Origin of the sequence: Bosea sp. F3-2 (genome assembly GCF_008253865.1) — a bacterium.
Classification (GTDB): Bacteria; Pseudomonadota; Alphaproteobacteria; order Rhizobiales; family Beijerinckiaceae; genus Allobosea.
On record NZ_CP042331.1, the window covers coordinates 1309398 to 1329954 of the forward strand.

16 protein-coding genes are annotated in these 20557 nt (G+C 65.5%); 11 read left to right on the top strand and 5 right to left on the bottom strand.

The genetic code is table 11. From position 1 onward, the window contains the following. Positions 1-3 precede the first annotated feature (3 nt). From FQV39_RS06065 to FQV39_RS06100, 8 genes are all read left to right on the top strand, one after another. Positions 4-1161 carry an NAD(P)/FAD-dependent oxidoreductase gene (locus tag FQV39_RS06065; protein WP_149129468.1) on the top strand — a complete coding sequence of 386 codons (1158 nt, stop codon included), beginning with the start codon at positions 4-6 and terminating at the stop codon, positions 1159-1161. A 13-nt stretch (positions 1162-1174) separates the two neighbouring features. After that, positions 1175-1888: an SDR family NAD(P)-dependent oxidoreductase gene (locus FQV39_RS06070; protein ID WP_149129469.1), complete on the top strand. Its 714-nt coding sequence runs from the start codon at positions 1175-1177 to the stop codon at positions 1886-1888. A 91-nt stretch (positions 1889-1979) separates the two neighbouring features. Further along, a complete protein-coding gene (locus FQV39_RS06075) occupies positions 1980-3533 on the top strand; it encodes an ABC transporter substrate-binding protein (RefSeq protein ID WP_149129470.1) in 1554 nt (517 codons plus the stop codon). 202 nt (positions 3534-3735) lie between these two features. Further along, on the top strand, positions 3736-4674 hold the full coding sequence (locus FQV39_RS06080) for an ABC transporter permease (RefSeq protein WP_149129471.1): 939 nt from the start codon (positions 3736-3738) through the stop codon (positions 4672-4674). Next, positions 4671-5561, top strand: a complete 891-nt coding sequence (locus tag FQV39_RS06085; protein ID WP_149129472.1) for an ABC transporter permease — start codon at positions 4671-4673, stop codon at positions 5559-5561. Before FQV39_RS06080 ends, FQV39_RS06085 begins: the two co-directional genes overlap by 4 nt. Further along, positions 5558-7399, top strand: coding sequence for an ABC transporter ATP-binding protein (locus tag FQV39_RS06090; RefSeq protein WP_149129473.1), 1842 nt, complete (start codon positions 5558-5560; stop codon positions 7397-7399). The genes FQV39_RS06085 and FQV39_RS06090 overlap by 4 nt, the downstream gene beginning before the upstream one ends. A gap of 349 nt (positions 7400-7748) precedes the next feature. Beyond that, on the top strand, positions 7749-11045 hold the full coding sequence (locus tag FQV39_RS06095) for an adenylate/guanylate cyclase domain-containing protein (protein ID WP_149129474.1): 3297 nt from the start codon (positions 7749-7751) through the stop codon (positions 11043-11045). A 19-nt stretch (positions 11046-11064) separates the two neighbouring features. After that, positions 11065-11745, top strand: coding sequence for a redoxin domain-containing protein (locus tag FQV39_RS06100; RefSeq protein WP_149129475.1), 681 nt, complete (start codon positions 11065-11067; stop codon positions 11743-11745). 221 nt (positions 11746-11966) lie between these two features. On the opposite strand, the gene FQV39_RS06105 is transcribed toward FQV39_RS06100, so the two are convergent. After that, positions 11967-12428 carry a YbhB/YbcL family Raf kinase inhibitor-like protein gene (locus tag FQV39_RS06105; RefSeq protein ID WP_149129476.1) on the bottom strand — a complete coding sequence of 154 codons (462 nt, stop codon included), beginning with the start codon at positions 12426-12428 and terminating at the stop codon, positions 11967-11969. A gap of 311 nt (positions 12429-12739) precedes the next feature. Between FQV39_RS06105 and nuoH the strand changes: the two genes are divergently transcribed. Genes nuoH through FQV39_RS06120 form a run of 3 tightly spaced genes read left to right on the top strand, consistent with a single transcriptional unit; the run spans position 12740 to position 14812 of the window. Beyond that, a complete protein-coding gene (gene nuoH, locus FQV39_RS06110; protein ID WP_149129477.1) occupies positions 12740-13726 on the top strand; it encodes an NADH-quinone oxidoreductase subunit NuoH in 987 nt (328 codons plus the stop codon). A gap of 30 nt (positions 13727-13756) precedes the next feature. Then, the gene (locus FQV39_RS06115) at positions 13757-14326 is read left to right on the top strand and encodes an NADH-quinone oxidoreductase subunit I (RefSeq protein ID WP_149129478.1); all 570 of its coding nucleotides are present in this window, start codon (positions 13757-13759) and stop codon (positions 14324-14326) included. Positions 14327-14371: 45 nt separating this feature from the next. After that, positions 14372-14812 (top strand): CBS domain-containing protein, encoded by a 441-nt coding sequence (locus FQV39_RS06120; protein WP_149129479.1) that lies wholly within the window; start codon positions 14372-14374, stop codon positions 14810-14812. 116 nt (positions 14813-14928) lie between these two features. Here the strand turns inward: FQV39_RS06120 and nuoG are convergent, their stop codons facing one another. Genes nuoG through nuoD form a run of 4 tightly spaced genes read right to left on the bottom strand, consistent with a single transcriptional unit; the run spans position 14929 to position 20557 of the window. Then, complete coding sequence (nuoG, locus tag FQV39_RS06125; protein WP_149129480.1) at positions 14929-17517, bottom strand: NADH-quinone oxidoreductase subunit NuoG; 2589 nt, start codon at positions 17515-17517, stop codon at positions 14929-14931. 26 nt (positions 17518-17543) lie between these two features. Further along, a complete protein-coding gene (nuoF, locus tag FQV39_RS06130; protein WP_149129481.1) occupies positions 17544-18809 on the bottom strand; it encodes an NADH-quinone oxidoreductase subunit NuoF in 1266 nt (421 codons plus the stop codon). Between the two features lie 4 nt (positions 18810-18813). Beyond that, on the bottom strand, positions 18814-19326 hold the full coding sequence (gene nuoE, locus FQV39_RS06135; protein ID WP_149129482.1) for an NADH-quinone oxidoreductase subunit NuoE: 513 nt from the start codon (positions 19324-19326) through the stop codon (positions 18814-18816). A 16-nt stretch (positions 19327-19342) separates the two neighbouring features. Then, the gene (gene nuoD, locus FQV39_RS06140) at positions 19343-20557 is read right to left on the bottom strand and encodes an NADH dehydrogenase (quinone) subunit D (RefSeq protein WP_149129483.1); all 1215 of its coding nucleotides are present in this window, start codon (positions 20555-20557) and stop codon (positions 19343-19345) included.

Consider the following 20557-nt stretch of genomic DNA (forward strand, 5'->3'; position numbering starts at 1 on the left):
GCCATGCCGGACGTCGTCATCGTCGGAGGCGGAATCAGCGGGGTTTCTGCCGCCTACGAGATCGCGCGGGCGGGCCATTCCGTGACGCTGCTCGAAGCGCGCGGGCTGGCGGCAATGGCGTCAAGCTGGACGCTCGGCGGCGTCCGCCAATCGGGACGCGACCCTGCCGAACTGCCGCTAGCGAAGGCCGCGGTCGAGCGCTGGGGCGGTCTCGACGCCGAGCTCGACGCGCCGACCGGTTATCGCCGGCAGGGCAATCTGCGGCTGGCGCGCACCGAGGCGGAAGTCGAGGTCATCCGGAAGCTGGTGGAGCAGCAGAGCCACCTCGGCCTGACCATCGCGTACCTGCCCGACAATGCGGCGGTGCGGGCGAAGGCTCCTGCGATCGGGCCGGGCATTCTCGCCGCCTCCTTCTGTCCGGGCGACGGCCATGCCGATCCGGTTCCGGCTGTGCGCGCCTATGCCGAGGCCGCCCGCCGGCATGGTGCGATCGTCCGCGAGGGCGTTCCGGTTCGCGCGCTGACCCGCGCGGGTGAGCGGATCACCGGTGTCGAAACGCAGACCGGCGAGACCATCCCCACCGGCTGCGTCATCGTGGCGGCGGGCATCCATACGCCGGAGCTGCTGCAACCGCTCGGGCTTGCCCTGCCGCTCTCCGTCAAGCTTGTCTGCGTCATGCAGAGCGTGCCGCTGCCACCATTGCTCGCCCCGGTCTTCGGCGTTGCCAATGCGGATTGCGCCGGGCGGCAGGAGATCGACGGGCGGCTGCGCGTCACCACCGGCATCGGCGACTGGCCGCATGATCCGGCCGGCTGGAACGAGGCCTCGCTCGCCCCGCGCAGCCGCGACGTCGCGGCGCTGATCGCCCGCGCGACACAGATCCTGCCGGCGCTGGCGGAGGCCGGCATCGCCCGGCTCTGGGGCGGCCTGATCGATCTCACGCCGGATGCCCTGCCCGCGATCGATGCCGATACCGGCCTCGACGGGCTCGTCGTCGCGGCCGGCTTCTCCGGCCACGGCTTCGGCATCGGGCCGGTGACCGGCGAGATCCTGGCCGATCTCGCCCTGTCGCGCCGGCCGCGCTTCGGTCTTTCCCCCTTCCGGCTGAACCGCTTCGCCGATGGCCGGCGACGGGACGCTGAACTGACCCTGCACGGATAGGACACCGCCCGCCATGCTGCCGCCTAAGGGACGCGTCATCCTGATTTCCGGGGCCAATCGCGGCATCGGCCGCGCCGTCGCCGAGGTGCTGTATGGCGAGGGCTACAGCGTCAGCCTGGGCGGGCGCGACCTCAATTCCCTCAAGGCGATGAGCGCAAGCTGGGATGCCGCGCGCGTCCATATCGCCCGCTACGACGCCGGCGACTGGGCGAGCCAACGCGCATGGGTCGATGCGGCGGCAGCCCGCTTCGGCCGGATTGACGGGCTGGTGAACAATGCCGGCATGCATAGCGCCATGACGCTGCGCACGCCCGACGAAGCCGCGCTCGATGCGATCTGGGCCGCGAACTGCAAGGGACCGCTCAACCTGATCCATTGCGCCCTGCCGCATCTCGAAGCGTGCGGCACCGGCCGCATCGTCAATATCGCCTCGCTCTCGGGCAAGCGCGTGCGCAACGACCATGTCGCCTACAATATGACAAAGCACGCAATGATCGCGCTCAACCATGCGGCGCGGCGCATCGCCTGGGACAAGGGCGTGCGGGCGACGGCGCTCTGCCCCTCCTTCGTGCGCACCGACATGACGGCTTCGAGCACGGCATTGCCGCCGGAGGCGATGACCCAGCCGGCCGATCTCGCGCAGCTGGTTGCCACCGTCCTGGCGCTGCCCAACAATGCCACGGTCGCGGAATTGCTGGTCAACTGCAGGCTGGAGGACACGCTTTAGCGGCGCCGGAACCGGGGGAACCACCTTCCCCGGACGGGCCGATGCCGGATCACGATTATCGACGCTCAACGACAAAAGCAGGGGAAGAGCCATGAAGAGACCCGTTTCGATCCTCGCCGCCTTGCTGGCCGGCGCCCTGATGGCCGGGCCGGCCCTCGCGCAGAAGACCGTCTTGACCGTCGGCATGCAAAGCTCCGATGCGGGCGTGCTCGATCCGCATCTGAATTCCGGCACGCCGGGCAAGGCGATGCTGCAATGGATGTTCAACGGGCTGGTGCGGATCAAGCCCGGCGAGCTCTCGCCGGAATTCATCGAGCCTGACCTCGCCGAAAGCTGGACCGCCTCGCCCGACGGCAAGGAATGGAGCTTCAAGCTGCGCCAGGGCGTGCAGTGCCACCATGGCTATGGTGAATTCACCTCGGAGGATGCCGTCTATTCGCTGAAGCGGGCCTCCACCAAGGAAAGCTCGGCCTTCTCGTCGGACTACAGCGCCGTCCAGTCGATCGAGGCCCCGGACAAGTACACCGTCAAGATCACGCTCAAGGAGCCGATCCCCAGCCTGCTCGGCATCGTCATGAACTACCATGGGGGCAACATGGTCTGTAAAAAGGCTGCCGAGGAATTGGGTAAGGATGGCTTCGCCAAGAAGCCGGTCGGCACCGGCCCGTTCATGTTCTCCGAATATGTGCCGCAGCAATACGCCAAGCTCGTCGCCAACCCGAACTACTTCCGCGGCAAGCCGAAGCTGACCGAGATCCTCTACCGCTTCATCCCCTCCGACTCCTCGCGCGACCTCGCCTTCCAATCCGGCGAGCTCGACATGATGCTCGGTCGCCAGGAGCAGGCCTGGGTCGACCGCATGAATGCGCTGCCCGGCGTCAAGGTGGTGGCGATGGGCCCGGCCGAGATGTCGGTGCTGCACCTCAACACCAGCCAGCCGCCACTCGACAACCTCAAAGTCCGGCAGGCGATCGCCCATGCCATCGACCGCAATGCGATCTGGCAGTTCCGTGGCAAGAACATCTCGCGCCCGGCCGTCTCGGTGGTGCCGTCAGGCTATCTCGGCACGGATGAGAAGGCGCCGCTCCTGCCCTATGACCTCGCCAAGGCGAAGGCGCTTCTGGCCGAGGCCGGCTTCCCGAACGGCATCACCATCAAAGCGATCAACACCACCCTGCCCTCGATGCTGAGCTTCACCGAAGCGGTGCAGGCCCTGCTGAAGCGCGCCAACATCACCCTGGAGATCCAGCCGGTGGAGCACGCGACCTTCCACCAGCAGATCCGGCAGGACCTGTCGCAGGTCGTGCATTTCCAGGCGGCGCGCTTCCCGGTGGCGGACGTCTATCTCTCGCAATTCTTCCATTCGCGGGCGATCGTGAAGACGCCGACTGCGGTGACCAATTTCTCGCACTGCAAGGTGGCCGACGCCGAGATCGACCAGGCCCGCTCCGAGACGGACAAGGCCAAGCAGCTCGCCCTGTGGAAGACGGCGCAGGAGAAGATCATCGCCGAGGTCTGTGCCGTGCCGGTCAACGAGATGATGCAGCTCTGGGCCTACAAGGACAGCCTCGACCTCGGCTACGAGCTCAAGGCCTCGCTCAATCTCGGCCCGCCGGTGCTGGAGACGACGCGCTTCACCAAGTGAGCCATGTGTCCGGGGTGAGGAACGCCGTCACCCCGGACGCAGCGAAGCGGAGATCCGGGATCCATCGGAGGCCTCTGCGCTCTACGATGGATCCCGGATCAGCGCCGCTCTGCGGCTTGTCCGGGATGACGGTAATGGTTCCGAGTGAGGCGATTAACGTGCTGTTCTTCCGATCCATTGCCCCGTCGACAGAGGCGAAATCATGAGCGCCTTCCTCGTCAAACGCCTCGGCTTCGCCGTCGTCACGCTCTGGGCGGTGCTCTCGCTTGTCTTCGTCGTGGTGCGCATCGTGCCGGGCGATCCCGCGCAGGTGATCCTCGGTGACCAGGCCGATGCCGCCGCCATCGCCGCGATGCGCACGCGGCTCGGCCTCGATGTGCCGATGGCCGAGCAATACACTTCCTTCCTCGCGGGTGCCGTGCGCGGCGACTGGGGCGTCTCCCTCGTCACGGGCCGTCCGGTGATCCAGGAGGTTCTCGCCGTCCTGCCCTGGACGATCGAGCTCACCCTGGTCTCGATGGCGATCGGCATCATCATCGGCGTGCCGCTCGGCGTCTGGGCCGCGGTCAATCGCAACCGCATGCCGGACTACGTCACTCGCATCGCCTCGCTGATCGGCCTCTCCTTCCCGCCCTTCGTCTCGGCGATCATCCTGCTGATCGTCTTCGCGATCATGCTGCGCTGGTTTCCGGTAATCAGCGCCGGCCAGGGCTCGCCTTCTGCCTGGTTCCAGTCAATGGCGCTGCCGGCGCTCAATCTCGGGCTGATCATGGCGGCCTACATCACCCGCGTCGCCCGCTCGGCCATGCTGGAGGTGATGCAGGAGGATTATGTCCGCAGCGCCCGCGCCAAGGGCGTGCCCTGGCGCGTTGTGGTCTGGCGGCATGCGCTGCGCAATGCGCTGATCCCGATCATCACCATCGTCGGGCTCTATCTCGGCATCCTGATCGGCAATTCGGTGCTGACCGAGATTGTCTTCAACCGGCCGGGCCTCGGCAAGCTGATCGTCGGCGCGCTGAACCAGCGCGACTACACCATGCTGCAGGGCATGATGGTGATCTACACGCTGATCGTCGTTCTGGTGAACATCACGACCGACATCACCTACGCCCTCGTCGACCCCCGGGTGAAGCTGTCATGAGCACCTCCGTCCATGATACCGCCCCCATCGCCCCGCCCCGGCTGCGCTGGCTGAAGGCCACAATCGGGGCTTTCAACGCCAACAAGACCTCCTGGGTCGGTCTTGCCATCGTTGTCGCCGTGATCCTCGCCGCCGCGCTGGCACCAGTCATCGCCCCGCATGACCCGCTGGAGCAGAACATCCTGTCGCGGCTCCAGCCGCCTCACGAGGACTACTATCTCGGCACCGACTATTTCGGCCGCGACATTCTCTCCCGACTGCTCTACGGCGCCCGGATCTCGCTGGTGATCGGCATCGCCTCGACCGTCATCGCCATGGTCGCCGGCTCGCTGATCGGCCTTCTCGCCGGCTATTACGGCGGGCGCTTCGACATCGTGGTGATGCAGGCGATGGACATCCTGCTCGCCTTCCCCTCGCTGATCCTCGGCCTGATCCTCGTCGCCATGCTCGGCCCGTCGATGGAGAACATCACCATCGCGATCGCGCTGACCTCGATCCCCTCCTTCGCCCGGATCGCGCGGGCGCCGACGATCACGGTGAAGGAGCGCGACTATATCAGCGCCGGCCGGGCGCTGGCCTTCTCCGACGCGCGGATCATGGCCGGGCACATCCTGCCCAACATCTTTCCCGAGATCCTGGTGATGGCCTCGCTCTGGCTCGCCAATGCGATCCGCACGGAAGCCTCGCTCGCCTTCATCGGGCTCGGCGTGAAGCCGCCGACGGCGACCTGGGGCGGCATGATCCGCGAGGGCTTCGAGAACATCCTCGACAGCTACTGGCTGGTGCTGGCGCCAAGCCTCGCGATCCTTATCGTCGTCTTCGCGCTCAACGTCCTCGGCGACGGCCTGCGCGACGCCATCGACCCCAAGCTGAAGGGCGAGCGATGAGCGCCCCCGTTCTTTCCGTCCAGAACCTGCAGACCGCCTTCCGCGTCGGCGGGCAATGGCGCTGGGCCGTTGAGGATCTGAGCTTCGATGTCGCCCCCGGCGAGACCGTCGCGATCGTCGGTGAGTCCGGTTCGGGCAAGAGCGTCACCGCGCTCTCGATCATGCGGCTGGTTTCCGCCACCAATGGCCGCATCCAGGGCAAGATCGCACTGGAAGGCCGCGACCTGCTCGCGCTCAGCGAGGAGGAGATGCGCAAGGTCCGCGGCAACGATGTCGCGATGATCTTCCAGGAGCCGATGACGAGCCTCAACCCTGTGCTCACCGTCGGCTTCCAGATCGCCGAAGCCCTGCGCTACCACCGCGGCCTCGCCGGCAGCGCGGCCAAGACCGAGGCGCTGCGCATGCTCGACAAGGTGCGGATTCCCTCGGCTAAGACGCGCTTCGACAACTACCCACACCAGCTCTCCGGCGGCATGCGCCAGCGCGTCATGATCGCGACGGCGCTGGCCTGCAAGCCGAAGCTCCTCATCGCCGACGAGCCGACCACCGCGCTCGACGTCACGATCCAGGCGCAGATCCTTCAGCTCATCAAGACCTTGCAGGACGAAGAGCGCATGTCGGTGCTCTTCATCACCCATGACATGGGTGTCGTCGCCGAGATCGCCGACCGCGTCGTGGTGATGTGGAAGGGCAAGAAGCTAGAGGACGCGCCCGCCTCGCAGGTCTTCGGCTCCCCCGCCCATGGCTACACCAAGGCGCTGCTCGCGGCAGTGCCCAAGCTCGGCGACATGCAAGGCCATGCCCGGCCGCTGCGCTTCCCGCGCATCGACCCCGAACATGGCGAGGTGCGCGGCAAGCCGGTGGAAGCGGCCGACACGGTGAAGGCCGGGGAGCCGCCACTGCTCGAGGTCTCCGAGCTCACGACCCGTTTCGCCATTCGCGGTGGCGTGCTCGGGCGCCTGCGCGGCCGGGTGCATGCGGTCGAGAACGTCTCCTTCACCCTGCAGCGCGGCGAGACGCTGGCGCTGGTCGGGGAATCCGGCTGCGGCAAGTCGACGACCGGGCGCTCGATCCTGCGGCTGATCGAGCCCTCATCCGGCACGGTCCGCTTCGGCGGGCGCGATGTCACCCGGCTCGGCAAGCATGACCTGCTCGATATCCGACGCAATATGCAGATGATCTTCCAGGACCCCTTCGCCAGCCTGAACCCGCGCAAGACCATCGGCAGCGCGCTGGCCGAGCCGATCCTGGTGCATGGCCTCGCCAAGGGCACCGAGGCGCAGGAACGCGTCGCCGAGTTGCTGCGCCGTGTCGGGCTGGCGCCCGAGATGGGCGCGCGCTTTCCGCATGAATTTTCCGGCGGCCAGCGCCAGCGCATCGCGATCGCACGCGCGCTCGCGCTGTCGCCGAAGCTCGTGGTGGCGGATGAGGCGGTCTCGGCGCTCGACGTTTCGGTGAAGGCGCAGGTGCTGAACCTGATGCTCGATCTGCAAGCCGAGCTCGGCCTGGCCTATCTGTTCATCTCGCACGACATGGCCGTGGTCGAGCGCGTGAGCCACCGCGTCGCGGTGATGTATCTCGGCGAAATCGTCGAGATCGGCCCGCGCGAGGCGGTCTTCTCCGATCCGCGCCATCCCTATACGCGCAAGCTCCTCGCGGCGGTCCCGGTCCCCGACCCGCGCCGGCGCGGGCTCAGGCGCGAGCTCGCCGTCGACGAATTGCCGAGCCCGATCCGCAAGGTCGGCTGGCAGGCAGCGCCGACGGCGCTGCTCGAGGTCAATCCAGGCCATTTCATCCGCCAGCCGGTGGATAGTAGCCCGGCGTCGCCCGGGGGCTAGACATTGGAATCCACAAATCAGACTACAATAATATCAATAATTTAGGCCAGTCACTGAGTAAAATTTCGCTTCGACCTACTGAGAAAATCGAGGCATAGTGTTGCCGCGATGGTAGGAAAAGTTCGGCAATCCTCGATACGACGCCCGGCTCAAACCGGGCGTCTTTCATAAGGTCGATCCCAGACGCATTGACTGTCGGGGCTGGAGCGCCTTGCCAACAGCCAGCCATGCTTGACCGGCGTCAGCTCGCCGCTTGCGGGCTGACCGTTATCGGTTCAACCTTGTAACGGCCGTTTGGCAAGGGGTGAGGCAGGACCATGCTTTTGCGGCCCCCGCGAGGTCTTGGTCGATGGATTGCTCGGGCTGCGGCTTCCAGATCGAGAGCAGCTTTACTTTTTGCCCGAAATGTGGCCTGCGCCAGCCTGCGCCATGCGCTAGCTGCGGCTATCCCTGCGCTCCGGATTTCGCATTTTGCCCGAATTGCGGAGCCCACACGACGGCGAACGCAATCCATCAGGCTGCGCCCGCGCTGAGCCGAACCGCTGCGTCGCCTCCCCGGCCGCCGCCACCGCTTCCGGAAATCGAAACGGGACATGCGCCCGTCCGCCTTGCCTCCGATGCCGATCGCCGGACAGTAACAATCCTGTTCGCCGACCTCAGCGGCTTCACCACGCTCAGCGAGCAACTCGACCCCGAGGTCGTGCAGACGCTGCAGACCGAGTTGTTCAGGGAATTGACCGCGGCGGTCCAAAGCTTCGGTGGTTTCGTCGACAAATTCATCGGCGATGCCCTGCTCGCTTTGTTCGGCGCACCGGTCGCGCATGAGGACGATCCGGAACGCGCGCTCCGCGCCGCCCGCGACATGCTCGCTCGCACTGCGCGGCTCGGCGAAAGCTCTGCTGCCGCGTGCCCGAAGATGGTGCTCCACATCGGCATAAACACCGGACCGGTCGTTGCTGGAGGATTGGGAGTCGGCGCTGCGAAATCCTATTCAGTGACCGGCGACACGGTAAACACGGCGCAAAGGCTGCAGTCACTGGCCGCCCCAGGCGAGATACTCGTGGGTCCGCTTACCTACCGGCTGACCCGGCATGCCTTCTCCTACGAGTCGCTCGGCGATGTTACGCTTCGCGGTCGGTCCGGCAGCCTATTGGTGAATCGGCTGGGTGGTCCGCTCGCCTCACCGCGTCCAGCGCGCGGGCTTGAGGTACTCGGCCTCAGCACGCCGCTGATCGGCCGCGATTCGGAGCTGCAACAGATGCTGGCGAGCCTTGACCGGGCCTGCGCTGGATCGGCGCAGCTTCTCCGCCTCGTCGGCGAGGCCGGCATCGGGAAATCGCGACTGGTGAACGAGTTCGTCGCCCGGGTCGGCTGCGAGGACCGCTTTCGAGACGTGGCCGTGCGGCAGGCTGCCTGCTCGTCGCTGGGTGAACAGTCATACGGCGCTATCGGCGCCGTTGTACGCAGCGCTGCCGGGATCATGCAAAACGATGCTCCCGATGAAATGCGCGTGAAGCTCGCGGCCTTGCTGGGAGATCTAGGTCTGGAAGGCGAGGAGCCGGAGCGGCTGATGCCGCTGCTCTACCATGTGCTCGGCTTGAGTGACCCCAAAGCCGCCTTGCAGCATGTTGAGCCTGAACAACTGCGCCGACAAATCCTCCACGCAGTCCGCACGATCATCGAACGGCGCCTGTCTCTGTCGCCGCTGCTGATCGTCGTCGAAGATCTGCATTGGGCTGATGTCGTCTCGCTCGAGGCATTGCGCTTCGTGATGGACAAGCTGGAGCGCAAACGGCTGATGCTGGTGGTCACGCATCGTCCCGCACTGGAAAACGACCATCTCGACTCAAGCCGGATCAGCCATACCGCGCTCAGGTTGTCGCAGCTCGGCGATACCGACGGACGCCGCCTGCTGGCGGCGCTGTTCGGCGAAGACTGGGCAAGCTCCGCCGGCGCGCTCCCCGATAAGATCCTTGAGCGCGCCGGCGGCAACCCTCTGTTCATCGAGGAGATCGTGCGCAGCCTGATCGAACTCGGCGTGTTGAAGCGCGACGGCCAGCAATGGCGGGTGGTGACGGATGAAGCGGCGGTCAGCATTCCCGAGACAATTCACGCGATGTTGCTCACCCGCGTCGACCGACTACCTTCGGAGGCGCGGCGGATCGCGCATGAAGCTGCCGTCATCGGCCCGCGCTTCGACGCGACGCTTCTCGAAGCGGTGACCGCTGATCGCTCCAGGCTTGAAGTGGGCCTCGAGCTGCTGTGCGATGCAGAAATCATCCAGGAGGTTGCCGGGGCAGGCTCGATCTCCTCACACGGCTACCGCTTCACGCAGACATTGCTGCGGGACGTGATCTATCAGAACCTCCTGCTGCAACGGCGTGAGGAAATGCACGGGCAGATCGGCATGGCCTTCGAAGCCCTGTGCGGTGCGGACCCCGAAAGGCTCGAGGATCTCACCGTGCTCGGTCATCATTTCGGGCTGAGCGCGGCGCGGCAAAAAGGTGCGCATTACCTTCGCCAAGCCGGCGATCGCGCCCGCATGATCTATGCCAACGATGACGCTCTTCGCTTCTACGAACAGGCGCTCGCGGCTCTGGCGACAACCGAACCGACACCGCTCAGCCTGCAACTCGGCGAGCGCATTGCCGACTTGTGTGGTCCGGCCGGTCGCCGAAGCTTGGCGCATGAGCACTATGAGACGGTGTTGCGGGCATTTCACGAGAATGACGACCGTGTCGCGTCGGCCCGAATTCTTCGCAAGATCGGCCGGCTGCTCTGGGATGCCGGCAAGCGCGACAAGGCCGAAGCTCGCTACGCCGAAGCCGCGCTGCTCCTCGACGGAGCAGACGCGCCGATTGAGCAGGCGCATCTCTGGCAGGAGCGCGGTCACCTGGCGTTCCGGACCGGTGATCACGCTCGCGCCGCGCAATGGGCCGACGAGGCGCTCGAATTCGCGCGCGCCGTGACCGGCACTCATGCCTCCGAAATCGAGCGAGAAGCAGCGCTTGCGACTGCCGAAGCGCTCAACACCAAAGGTGTCGCGCTGGCGCGACTTGGGCGGAACAGCGAAGCGGTGCGCGAGGTGGAGCGAAGCATCCAGGTGGCCGAGGCCGCGGGCCTCCCCGGCGCCGCCTGCCGCGGCTATACCAACCTCAGCGTGCTCTACACGACGATCAACCCGGCCCGAGCAATCCAGGTTTGCCGGCGCGGCCTCGAGGTGTCACGGCGTATCGGCGACCTGGGTTTCCAGGCGCGCCTCCTCACCAATCTGGCGGTCGCCTGCTGCACGTTTACGGATCGCTGCCCGACGGAGGGCGTTCCGGCGGCCGAGAAAGCGGTGGAAATCGACCGTGCACTCGATCAGCGCGAGCACTTGTCGGTACCGTTGATCGTGCTCGGGCAAATCCACCAGTGCCAAGGACAAACCGAAATCGCTGCCCGGTTCTTTAACGAGGCGCTCGAAGTCGCACGCGAAACAGGCGAACCGCAGCTGCTTTTTCCATGCTATGATGGCCTCGCAACGCTCAATCTCGACCTCGACAATCTGGCAGAGGCCGACCGCTACTTTTCCCTGGCGCAGGATGTTTGCGCCCAGCATGGGCTCGATCCGGAAGCGCTGGTGGTGCTGCCTTTCCTCGACTGACGGACGGAGGAGGCTCGATATGTATGTGCGCACCGACATGGGGCCTCTTCAACCGGGCGACAAGGCACCGAACGTCGTGCTCGACGCAATTACCCGCGAGGGTAAGATCGCGATCGACGACTTTCGCGGTCAAAAACCGGTATTGGTCGGTCTGTTCCGCGGCCTGCATTGCGCCTTCTGCCGGCGCCACATCGCCGCCCAGGCGCAACTCGACCCGGCCCTGCGCGCAAAGGGCGTCGAGAGCCTGACCGTGGTCAACACCCCGATTGAGCGTGCACGCCTCTATTTCCGCTATCATCCGATCCCTAATCTTCTTGCCGCCTCTGATCCCGGGCGAGCCTCGCACCAGGCTTTTGGCCTCCCCAATCTCGAATTCACGGAGAACGAGACGGCATGGCCACACAAGGTCTCGATGGCTGCCGTGCTGGGCATGCAGGTCGAGATTCCGGGCGAGACTCCCGGGCCGATGGATCCGCTTGCTGCGTCGGGATATCTGGATCAGAAAGACGGCTACGAAGTGACCGAAGCCGACGAGCAGATGAAAGCGACAGGCCTTGGTCAGCTTATCGGCCAGTTCCTGCTGGACCGGCAAGGCATCGTCCGCTGGTGCTTCACCGAGGTTCCGGAGGGTGGGCGCTACATGTTCGGGGCGCCGAACCCGGACGAGCTGATGTCGGCCGTCTCCCAGGTTGCGCAATAGAGCGCAGAACCATTTCCGACCGCGTGGCGGCACCTTCAGACGTCAGTTCATTGCCTCCGAAGCGCCTGGTCGATGCCGCGCCCGGTCATCACGTCGCCGGAGAGAACGATCCGCATTTTGCCTCTCAGGCAGGCCGCTGCGACCGCTCAGGTCCGCGCCCTCCTCGCCTTCCCGAAGAGAAGAAACGCGGGCAATCGTCGCCGCGTGTCGTCTCCTTGCGATCATCTGCGCTCATAGACCCCGACCAGGACCGCCTCGGCGAGGAGGTGCTTGCGAGCCTCCCGCTCGACCTCCCGGCATGCCGGAACCTGGCCGAAGGACAGATGATCGACCGAGAGCGCAAGCAGCCGGAAATGATAGCGGTGCGGGCCGTGGCGAGGCGGCGGACAGGGCCCGCCGTAACCCGGCCGGCGAAAATCATTGATCGCCTGCTTGAAGCCGCCGGAGCCGGAGCGGCTGGCGGCGCCCTCCTCCAGCGCGGTGCGATCGGCCGCGATGTCATACATCGCCCAATGATGCCAGGTTCCCATAGGAGCGTCGGGATCATCGCAGAGAAGCGCGAAGCTGCGGGTTCCTGCCGGAGCGCCGCTCCAGTCGAGCGGCGGCGAAACATCGTCTCCGTCGCAGGTGAAGCGCCGCGGGATCGTCGCGCCAGCCGCGAAGCTGCTTGAACCGAGTTGCATGGGGCACCTCCCTGACGCTGCTGCCTACAGCCCCTCATTTTCCCGGAAGCCCGCCTGCGACAAGATTAACCCAAATCCAGCGGCGGAGCCTCCTCAAACCGCCTCAGCAGACCATTCCTTGGCAAGCCAACGAATGGTCTGCTGAGGCCTTTGTCTTGTCGCAGATTCTTGTCGGAAAACCGTGGGACAGTTTTCCGGAATCTGCTTAGCGAGATGCAGATGGGCAATCGCGGCAAGAGCGTGATATCCTTGCCAAAACTGTTTCGCCGTCGAGCGCGGCCCATGGCCCGCTGGAGAGATCGGCGCGGATCATGGAACTCGCCCTCGCCCTTGGCCTGATCGCCTTCAAGGTCGCGCTGCTGATCGCGATCCTGCTGCTGCTGCCGCTGCCCCTGACCTGGCTGGAGCGCAAGATCGCCGGGCATATCCAGCAGCGGATGGGGCCGATGCGCGTCGGCTGGCACGGGCTGCTGCAGCCGGTGGCGGACGGGATCAAGCTCCTGACCAAGGAGGACCATATCCCGGCTGAGGCCGACCGCTTCCTGTTCAAGCTCGCGCCGATCCTGGCGCTCGCCCCGCCCTTCGTGGTCTTCGTCGCGATCCCCTTCGGCGAAACCGTCTCGGTCCTCGGCCGCGAGATCACGCTCTACGCCTCGAACATGAATGTGGCGCTGCTCTTCGTCTTCGCGGTGATCGGTATCGAGGTCTATGGCGTGATTTTCGGCGGCTGGGCGGCGAACAGCAAATATGCGGTGCTGGGCAGCCTGAGGACCTGCGCGCAGATGATCAGCTACGAGATCCCGATGGGGTTTGCGGTCATCGGCGTGGTCATGCTGGCGCAATCGATGAGCCTCATCGACATCGTGCGGGCACAGGCGGGCGTCTGGAACATCGTCTATCAGCCGATCGGCTTCTTCGTGTTCTTCGTCGCGGGGCTGGCGGAGGCGCAGCGCATCCCCTTCGATCTGGCGGAGGCGGAAGGCGATCTGGGAGCCGGCTTCCATACCGAATACAGCGGCATCCGCTTCGCCTTCTTCATGGTCAGCGAATACGCCATCATGCTGCTGGTCTCGGTACTTTCAGTGATCCTGTTCTTCGGCGGCTGGAACGGCGTGTTCATCCCGCTGCCGCCGCTGCTCTGGTTCGCACTGAAGGTCGCCGTCTTCATCTATCTGTTCATGTGGTTCCGCTTCACCTTCCCGCGCTACCGCTACGACCAGCTCATGGCGATCGGGTGGAAAGTCTTGCTTCCCCTGTCCTTGGCGAACATAATCATCACCGGGATCGCTTTCCTTTGACAGATAGGGCGTTCCCCCAGCGAGGCGGCGATGTCGCGCGCTATGGACCACAGGTTTGGATCATGGATCGGCTGGGCGTTCTTCGCCGATCTCGCGAACGCGCTCGCGCTGACCTTCGGCTACATGGTCTCCAAGCCCGTGACCATGCAATATCCCGACAAGGAGAAATGGCTGCCCTATGCACGCTATCGCGGGCATCATTTCCTGAAGCGCGACGAAGCGGGCGAGATCAAATGCGTCGCCTGTGAGCTCTGCGCGCGGATCTGCCCCTGTTACTGCATCGAGGTCGTCCCCTATGAGGACGAGAAGGGCAACAGGCGCCCGGCCAAATTCGAGATCGACACGGCCCGCTGCCTATTCTGCGGCCTGTGCGAGGACGCCTGCCCGGCCGATGCGATCGCGCTTGGCCAGGAATACGAATTCTCGAGCTTTTCCTCAGCCGAGCTGGTGGTCGGGCGCGAGGATTTGCTCGCCAAGCCCGGCAAGGCCGCCACCGGCGGGGGCGTGGTTCCGGCACGGCTGAACACCGAGGCCGGCGTGCTGGTCGAGACGAGCGAGCCGCAAGGCTACAATTGGTGGCGGAATATCCGGCGAAGGTGAAGGACTAGAGGCTTTCAGGCCTGAGCGCACAGGGAGGAGGCTCGGATGTTTGTCTGCGACATTCTGAAAGGCAAGGCGCCCGACATCATCGCGGTCACGCCGAACCACACGATGGTGGACGTGCTGCGCGTGTTCCGGGACAACAATATCGGCTTCGTCGTCGTCGCCCGTTCGCCCGGGGAGTATCTGGGCGCGCTGTCGGAGCGCGACTGCTGCAACGCCGTGGCGGAATACGGAAGCGAAGCGCCGATGATGCTGGTTTCCGAGATCATGAACCGCAAGGTGGCGACCTGCTCGATCGATGACGGATTGCCCCTGGTGATGGGGATCATGACCCATTGGCGCACGCGCCATGTGCTGGTGATGGATGGCGACACCCCGGTCGGCGTGATCAGCATCGGTGACGTCGTCAAGCATCGGCTAGAGGAATCGCTGCGCACCGAGCAGGTGCTGCACGATTACATCGCCGGCACCGGCTACCATTGAGATCGTTGAGAGTTTACCGAGCCCTCATCCTGAGACGCCATTCCGTTGGGAATGGCGTCTCAGGATGAGGGCTGAGGATTCGAACGTGCTGCGAGACCACGGGCCGGACCGGCGGGTCAGGGCGCGCCGCCCGGATTCTCGGCGTCCACAGCGTGAACAGCAGTGGCAGCGGCCTCGAAGGCGGCGTTCGCCTTCTGAACCTCCACCGGACAGGGGTATTCCCCCCGCCGCATCAGGCTGTTGAGATGCAGCGCCCTGTAGTTTTCCGGAATGAAGACGAGGCCCGCGGGAAAATGCTTGTTGAGCTTGAGCTGCGCCGTCAGCTCGCCGCAAGCGGAGCGCACCACTACCTGATCCCCCTCCGACAGGCCGAGATGCGCGGCGTCCTGCGCGCCCATCTCGACATAGGGGTCGGCCGCGACCGTGTTCAGGATCTCCGAGCGCTCGGAGAGATAGCCGTTGTGGAACAGGCAGTTGCCGGTGATCAGCATGAGGCCGTCAGCCGCTGTCGCGATCGGCGGCGGGGCGAAAAGCTCGCCCACAGGCGGCATTGGGATCGCTCTGGTGAAGGCTCCGTCTATGCCGAGCGCCTCCTGCGTCAATCCCTGATAGGCCCGAACCAGCCGGGCGATCTCGTCGAAGATTTCGCCCTGGGTTGAGGGCCGCCAGGCTTCGCTGCGGAGCGCCGCGACGAAGTCGAAGAGCGCCAGATTGCCCCGCGCCTCGAAGGGGGCCACGCGGAACTTGCGAACCCTCTGGGCCCGGCCCTCATTATTGGTGAAGCTGCCGTTTTCCTCGCCATAGGCCGCTGCAGGCAGGACGATGTCTGCGAGTTCCGCCGTGTCGGTGAGGAAGGCGTCCTGCACGATCAGGAGATCGGCGGCGCTGAGCGCCCGTCTGACGAAATCTCGATCGGGATAGGCCAGCAGCGGGTCGCTTCCGACGATATAGAGCGCCCCCATCCGCCCGCTCTGGCAGAGCGCCAGCATGGCGTCGAAATCCAAGCCCGGCTCGGAGGGGATTTCGGCACCCCAGCCCTGTTCGAGAGCCCTGCGCGCCGCATCATCGGAGAGCGGACGCAGACCCGGCAGCAGCGTCGGCAGCACGCCCATATCCCAGGCGCCCAGCTGATTGGCGCGGTCGAAGAGGAACTGCAGCGCCGGGTCCTTGCCGAGGGCGCGCAGCATCCGCAACAGAGTGGTCAATTGCTGCAGCGTCGCGCGCGCCTCGGGAGATCTCAGGATGTCGACGCCGACGAGGACCGTGACGCTGCGCCCGGCCAGCAACGCCGCCGCCAGGCGCCTCGGCCCGTCTCCGTCGGTGTCATCAAGGATCGCAGCGTCCCCGCCTGCCATGCCGTCAGCCGGCAAGCCCTGATCTGCCGCCATCATCCCCGCCACCACCGCCGCGAGGCCCGTTGCCTCGCCGCCGGGCGGCACGCGCGCGACGACGCGGGCATCGGCATCGAGGCGGCTCGGGCGCGCCGAGAGCATCAGCAGCACGGCCTGCCGCCGCCGGGCAGCGTCGCGCAGCATATATTCGGTCACCGGGTTCTCCTCGGTGACATTGCCACCGATGATCAGCACGCAATCGCGGCCGATCAGCTCCTCCACCGGCGCGCGGGTATAGAATGCCGCCAGCAACGGGCCGAGCACGTCGCAGGGCGTGGCCCACCGCGACGCGCTGTCGATGTTGTTGGTCCGGAACACCGTCCGCATCAGTTTTTGGAACTGATAGAGCACCTCATTGGGCAGGCGCGGCGAGGCCAGCCCGCCCGCTGCCTTGCCCGCGACGGCCGACAGGCGCTGGCGCAGATGCTCGTCCGCCTCGTCCCAGGAGACCGCAACCAAAGCGCCGTCACGGCGGATCATCGGCCGCTCGATCCTGTCCCCGCTCTCGACGAAATCGAGGCCGAAGCGCCCCCGCACGCAGAGCGTCTCGCGGTTGAGCCCGTGCTCCCATTTCGAGCGCACCCGCATGAACTCGCCCTTGCGCGTGCCGACGGTGAGCTGGCAGCCAGTGCCGCAATGCAGGCAAACCGTATCGGTCTCGACCAGATCCCAGGGCCTCGCCTTGTAGCGATAGGGAAAACTCATCAGCGCGCCGACCGGACAGACCTCGATGCAGTTGCCGCATTGGTCGCAGCTCGCGAGACTGCCCTCGAAGCCGGTGACGGCGGTATCCATGCCTTTTTCGACAGTGCCCAAGGCGACCGCACCGACGACCTCCTCGCACATCCGGACGCAGCGCTGGCACTGGATGCAGCGGTTGACGTTCATGATGACGACCGGGCTGAGGCGGATGTCCTCGGAGTGGAACACGCGTTTTTCGTCCCGGAAGCCGCTCTCGCGAGGCCCATAGGCCATCACAAGGTTCTGAAGCTCGCACTCGCCGCCCTTGTCGCAGATCGGGCAGTCGAGCGGATGGTTGGCGAGCAGCATGTCGAGCATGGAGGAGCGCGTGTCCTCGATCAGCTGCGTGTTCGTGCGCACCACCATGCCGTCGCTGACGGCGGTGGCACAGGCAGGCTGCAGCCGCCGCTGCCCCTCGATCTCGACAAGGCACATGCGGCAGGAGGCCAGCGGCGGCAGCCGCTTCAGATAGCAGAAGGTCGGGATCTCGATGCCAAGGCGCTCGGCCGCCTGCAGCACCGTCGAGCCGGGCTCCACCTCCAGCAGCCGTTCATCGATCGTGACATGCAGCATGGCTACCTCGTGCCCGTCACTGCGCCTCAGTGAAACGGGCACCTCCTCTGTTCGATATGGTCGGCGAATTCGTCTTTGAAATGCGACAGCGCCGCCCTGAGCCCCATGGCAGCACCGTCGCCGAGCGCGCAAAACGTGTTGCCGAAAATGCCCTTGCAGAGCGCCTCCAGTTGCTCGAGATCGCCCGGTGCGCCCTCCCCGCCTTCGATCCGGCGCAGCACCTTCACGACCCAGTTCAGCCCTTCGCGGCAGGGCGTGCACTTGCCGCAGGACTCATGGTGGAAGAATTCGATGATCCGGGTGGCGACCTTGACCATGCAGGTCGAGTCGTCGATCACGATCACCCCGGCCGAGCCGAGCATCGAGCCGATGGCGGAGAGCGAATCGAAATCCATTCCGACATCGAGCCCGCGCTCCGGGATCAGCGGCGCCGAGACACCGCCGGGGATCACCGCCTTGATCCGCCGTCCGGGCAGCGGACCGCCGGCATGCTCCTCGACCAGCTCGCGCAGCGAGATGCCCATCGGCAGCTCGTAGAGACCCGGCTTCCTGACGTGCCCGCTCAGGCAATAGAGTTTCGGGCCGGGGCTCTTGTCTGGGCCGATGCCGCGGAACCAGGGCGCTCCCCGCATCACGATATGCGGCACACAGGCGAGCGTCTCGACATTGTTGATCACGGTCGGGCTGGCATAGAGCCCTTCGACGGCAGGGAATGGCGGCTTCAGCCGCGGCTGCGCCCGCTTGCCCTCGAGCGAGTCGAGCATCGCCGTCTCCTCGCCGCAGATATAGGCGCCGGCGCCGCAATGGATATGGATCGCGAAATTGAAATCCGAGCCGAGGATCCGCCGTCCCAGATAGCCCTTCGCCTCAGCCTCGGCGATCGCCTGCTCCAGCCGCCGGATCGCCAGCACATATTCGCCGCGGATGTAGACATAGGCGGTTTCCGCCCCGATCGCGTAGGCGCTGATCGCCAGCCCCTCGATCAGCTGGTGCGGATCGCGCTCCATGATGATCCGGTCCTTGAAGGTGCCCGGCTCGCCTTCGTCGGCATTGCAGCAGAGATATTTCGGCTTGGCCGTCCGCTTCGGCACGAAGCTCCATTTCAGCCCGGTCGGGAAGCCGGCCCCGCCGCGGCCGCGCAGGTTGGATTGCTTGACGACGTCGATGACCTCGTCGGGCGTATGCTCGCGCAGCGCCTTCGCCAGCCCCCGATAGCCGCCACCTGACTCGTAAGCCGCGAGCCGGTGGCCATCGGCAACATCCATGTTCCTGAGAAGCACCGGCTCGAACATGGCGCTACTCTCCCGGCGCTGCGGCAGCTGCGGGCTCGGCGCCTGCCGCTTGCCCCGCTGCCCTGCGCAGCCTGTCGAGGAGCGCGTCGAGCCGCGCGATATCGAGGTCGCCGTGATAATCGTCGCCGACCTGCATCACCGGGGCCATCTCGCAGGCGCCGAGGCATTCGACGGTCGAGAGCGTGAACAGCCCGTCCGGGGTCGTGCCGCCTTTGCTGATTCCGAGCTCCGCCTCCAGATGCCTTAGCAACTCCTCGGAGCCGCGCAGCATGCAGGAGAGATTGTCGCAGAGCTGCAGATGGAACCGCCCCACCCGCTCGGTATGGAAGAGGGTGTAGAAGGTCGCGAGCTCGTAGACCCAGATCCGCTCGACACCGAGGATGTCGGCGACCTCCTCCAGCACCGGGCCGGGCAGATATCCATGTTCCTTCTGCGCGATCAGCAGCGCGGGCATGATCGCCGAGCGCTGGTCGGGATAGCGCTTAGCCGCCGCCAGGATCTGTTCGCGCATGTTCATCGCGTCAGGAGCTCCGCTACTTGTCGACCTCTGCCATTACGGGATCGAGGCTGCCCAGCACGGCGATCATGTCCGCCAGGTAGCGCGCATTGCTGACCCCGAACAAAGCCTGGAGATTCACGAAGGACGGCGCCCGCACCTTCATGCGGTAGGGTTTTGGCGAGCCGTCGCTGATGATGTAGAAGCCGAGCTCTCCCTTCGGCGCCTCGATCGCCGAATAGACCTCGCCCTTCGGCACCTTGAAGCCATAGGCCGATAGGTCGAAATGCTGGATCAGCGCCTCCATCGAGCAGTGGACCCTGTCCTTGTTCACCGGGAAGGCGATGGTCGGCATGTCGATCTGGAACGGCCCCTCGGGCATCTGCTCGACGCATTGTTCGATGATCCGCACGCTCTCGCGCATCTCGTCGACCCGGCAGCGCCAGCGCGCATAGCAGTCGCCCTCCTCGCGGGTGATGACGTTGAAATCGAGCCGGTCGTAGATCTCGTAGGGCTCGTCGCGGCGCAGGTCCCAGTCGACACCCGAGGCCCGCAGGTTCGGGCCGCTGATGCCAAGGTCGATGCCGTCCTCGGCGGAGATCACGCCGATCCCCTGGGTGCGCTTCAGGAACACCCGGTTGTCCTCGAGCAGACGCTCATAGTCGCGGATGCGGTTCGGGAAGATGTCGCAGAACTCCCTGATCTTGGGGAAGAACCCGTCGGGCAGATCCTCGCGCACCCCGCCGACCCGGCAGAAGGAGGTGTGCATCCGCGCCCCGCTGATCATCTCCAAGAGGTCCATGATCATTTCGCGCTCGCGCATGGCGTAAAGCATGGCGGTCATGGCGCCCAGATCCATCGGCAGCGCGCCGGTGATCAGCAGATGACCAGAGATCCGCGCCAGCTCGGCCATCAGCACGCGGATATATTGCGCGCGGATCGGCGCCTCGATGCCCAGGAGCTTCTCGACCGCCAGCGCGAAGGCCAGATTGTTCGAGGGCGGGCAGAGATAGTCGAGCCGGTCGGTCAGCGGAAAGATCTGGGTGTAGGTAAAACTCTCGGCCAGTTTTTCGGTGCCGCGGTGGAGGTAGCCGATATGCGGGTCGACGCGCGCGACATATTCGCCCTCCAGCTCCAGGACGAGCCGCAGCACGCCATGGGTGCTCGGATGCTGCGGGCCGAGGTTAAGAAGCACCTCCCTGGTGTCGAGGGCTTCACCTTCCGGCCTGCTGAGTTCCGTGACCTCGGTCAT